Origin of the sequence: Acinetobacter sp. Colony158 (genome assembly GCF_019264745.1) — a bacterium.
GTDB lineage: Bacteria > Pseudomonadota > Gammaproteobacteria > Pseudomonadales > Moraxellaceae > Acinetobacter > Acinetobacter ursingii.
Map to the genome: position 1 here is coordinate 1,461,638 of NZ_CP078523.1, position 3,546 is coordinate 1,465,183.

General features: G+C 48.3%; 2 rRNA genes. Both read left to right on the plus strand.

The features are described from left to right. Positions 1-317 precede the first annotated feature (317 nt). A 23S ribosomal RNA gene (locus tag JR005_RS05930) occupies positions 318-3,211 on the plus strand. Between the two features lie 175 nt (positions 3,212-3,386). Next, positions 3,387-3,501: ribosomal RNA gene (rrf, locus tag JR005_RS05935) — 5S ribosomal RNA — on the plus strand. Positions 3,502-3,546: the final 45 nt, after the last annotated feature.

Below are 3,546 nucleotides of genomic sequence, written 5' to 3' on the forward strand. Positions count from 1 at the left end.
AAAAGAAGATTATAGAGCTTAGTAAATATAATGATTTATTAAGCTCTGTGATTAATCACAGTTTAATGTAGCTGACGAGGTTACATTAATTCATTAACAGATTGAGAATTGAGTCTGAAATAAATTGTTCACTCAATAACAAAGAGAGAAGAAGTCATTCTGATCTTAGAGTTAATTGAGAACTAGCAAATTAACTGAATCAAGCGTTTTGGTATATGAATTTAGATTGAAGCTGTACGGTGCTTAAATGCACAGTACTTCAAACTGTAATGTTGGTAATACTACTTGTAGGTATTAACGACTGTTTGGGGTTGTATAGTCAAGTAATTAAGTGCATGTGGTGGATGCCTTGGCAGTCAGAGGCGAAGAAAGACGTGATAGCCTGCGAAAAGCTCCGGGGAGGCGGCAAATATCCATTGATCCGGAGATGTCTGAATGGGGGAACCCACCTACTATAAGGTAGGTATCAATAACTGAATACATAGGTTATTGAAGCGAACGAGGGGAAGTGAAACATCTCAGTACCCTTAGGAAAAGAAATCAATTGAGATTCCCTTAGTAGCGGCGAGCGAACGGGGATCAGCCCATTAAGTGATGTGTGTTTTAGCGGAACGCTCTGGGAAGTGCGACCGTAGAGGGTGATAGTCCCGTACACGAAAGGGCACACATCATGATGACGAGTAGGGCGAGGCACGTGAAACCTTGTCTGAATATGGGGGGACCATCCTCCAAGGCTAAATACTCCTGACTGACCGATAGTGAACCAGTACCGTGAGGGAAAGGCGAAAAGAACCCCTGTGAGGGGAGTGAAATAGATCCTGAAACCGCATGCATACAAGCAGTGGGAGCCGACTTGTTCGGTGACTGCGTACCTTTTGTATAATGGGTCAGCGACTTACATTCAGTAGCAAGGTTAACCGCATAGGGGAGCCGTAGAGAAATCGAGTCTTAATAGGGCGTATAGTTGCTGGGTGTAGACCCGAAACCAGGCGATCTATCCATGAGCAGGTTGAAGGTTGGGTAACACTAACTGGAGGACCGAACCCACTGTCGTTGAAAAGCCAGGGGATGACTTGTGGATAGGGGTGAAAGGCTAATCAAGCCTGGTGATAGCTGGTTCTCCCCGAAAGCTATTTAGGTAGCGCCTCGGACGAATACCATAGGGGGTAGAGCACTGTTTCGGCTAGGGGGTCATCCCGACTTACCAAACCGATGCAAACTCCGAATACCTATGAGTACTATCCGGGAGACAGACTGCGGGTGCTAACGTCCGTAGTCAAGAGGAAAACAATCCAGACCGCCAGCTAAGGCCCCAAAATCATAGTTAAGTGGGAAACGATGTGGGAAGGCATAGACAGCTAGGAGGTTGGCTTAGAAGCAGCCACCCTTTAAAGAAAGCGTAATAGCTCACTAGTCGAGTCGGCCTGCGCGGAAGATGTAACGGGGCTAAAACTATGTGCCGAAGCTGCGGATGTAACTTTAGAGTTACGTGGTAGGGGAGCGTTCTGTAAGCCGAAGAAGGTGTATTGAGAAGTATGCTGGAGGTATCAGAAGTGCGAATGCTGACGTGAGTAACGACAAAACGGGTGAAAAACCCGTTCGCCGAAAGACCAAGGGTTCCAGTCCAACGTTAATCGGGGCTGGGTGAGTCGACCCCTAAGGCGAGGCCGAAAGGCGTAGTCGATGGGAAATGGGTTAATATTCCCATACTTCTGTGTAATGCGATGAGAGGACGGAGAAGGTTAAGTCAGCCTGGCGTTGGTAGTCCAGGTGGAAGACAGTAGGCATGCATCTTAGGCAAATCCGGGGTGCTCTATGCTGAGAGTCGATATCAAGCTGTACTTGTACAGTGAAGTGGCTGATACCATACTTCCAAGAAAAGTCTCTAAGCTTCAGTTACACAGGAATCGTACCCGAAACCGACACAGGTGGTCAGGTCGAGTAGACCAAGGCGCTTGAGAGAACTCTGCTGAAGGAACTAGGCAAAATGGTACCGTAACTTCGGGAGAAGGTACGCTGCTGAGGGTGATGGGACTTGCTCCCTGAGCGCTTGGCAGCCGCAGAAACCAGGCCGCTGCAACTGTTTATTAAAAACATAGCACTCTGCAAACACGAAAGTGGACGTATAGGGTGTGATGCCTGCCCGGTGCTGGAAGGTTAATTGATGGGGTTAGCGTAAGCGAAGCTCTTGATCGAAGCCCCAGTAAACGGCGGCCGTAACTATAACGGTCCTAAGGTAGCGAAATTCCTTGTCGGGTAAGTTCCGACCTGCACGAATGGCATAATGATGGCGGCGCTGTCTCCAGCAGAGGCTCAGTGAAATCGAAATCGCTGTGAAGATGCAGTGTACCCGCGGCTAGACGGAAAGACCCCGTGAACCTTTACTGCAGCTTGACATTGAACTTTGACCTTACTTGTGTAGGATAGGTGGGAGGCTATGAAGATGTGACGCCAGTTGCATTGGAGCCATCCTTGAAATACCACCCTGGTAATGTTGAGGTTCTAACTCTGCCCCGTAATCCGGGGCGAGGACCATGTCTGGTGGGTAGTTTGACTGGGGCGGTCTCCTCCTAAAGAGTAACGGAGGAGTACGAAGGTGCGCTCAGCGTGGTCGGAAATCACGCGTAGAGTATAAAGGCAAAAGCGCGCTTAACTGCGAGACCCACAAGTCGAGCAGGTACGAAAGTAGGTCTTAGTGATCCGGTGGTTCTGTATGGAAGGGCCATCGCTCAACGGATAAAAGGTACTCTGGGGATAACAGGCTGATACCGCCCAAGAGTTCATATCGACGGCGGTGTTTGGCACCTCGATGTCGGCTCATCTCATCCTGGGGCTGAAGCAGGTCCCAAGGGTATGGCTGTTCGCCATTTAAAGAGGTACGCGAGCTGGGTTTAGAACGTCGTGAGACAGTTCGGTCCCTATCTACCGTGGGCGCTGGAAATTTGAGAGGATCTGCTCCTAGTACGAGAGGACCAGAGTGGACGAACCTCTGGTGTACCGGTTGTGACGCCAGTCGCATCGCCGGGTAGCTATGTTCGGAAGGGATAACCGCTGAAAGCATCTAAGCGGGAAGCCTACCTCAAGATAAGATTTCCCTGTGACTATATGTCACCTAAAGAGCCGTTCAAGACTAGGACGTTGATAGGTTGGATGTGGAAGCATAGTGATATGTGAAGCTGACCAATACTAATTGCTCGTGAGGCTTGACTATACAACACCCAAACAGTTGTTGTATTCAAGATAAATTCGATACGAAAACTTGATTTAGTCAATAAACTAGTTACAATACCGACTCAATTTCCAATCCGTTAATAACTCTTTGGTTCGTAAGTAAGGCATACATTATTAAGTAATGTGAATAAGACCCCAAAGCACCACAACAGTTTGCTGGCGACAATAGCAAGAGTGAACCACCTGATCCCTTCCCGAACTCAGAAGTGAAACCTCTTCGCGCTGATGGTAGTGTGGCGTTAGCCATGTGAGAGTAAGTCATCGCCAGCTTTTAAATCTAAGGCACCCTCATCTTTATACAGATGAGGGTGCTTT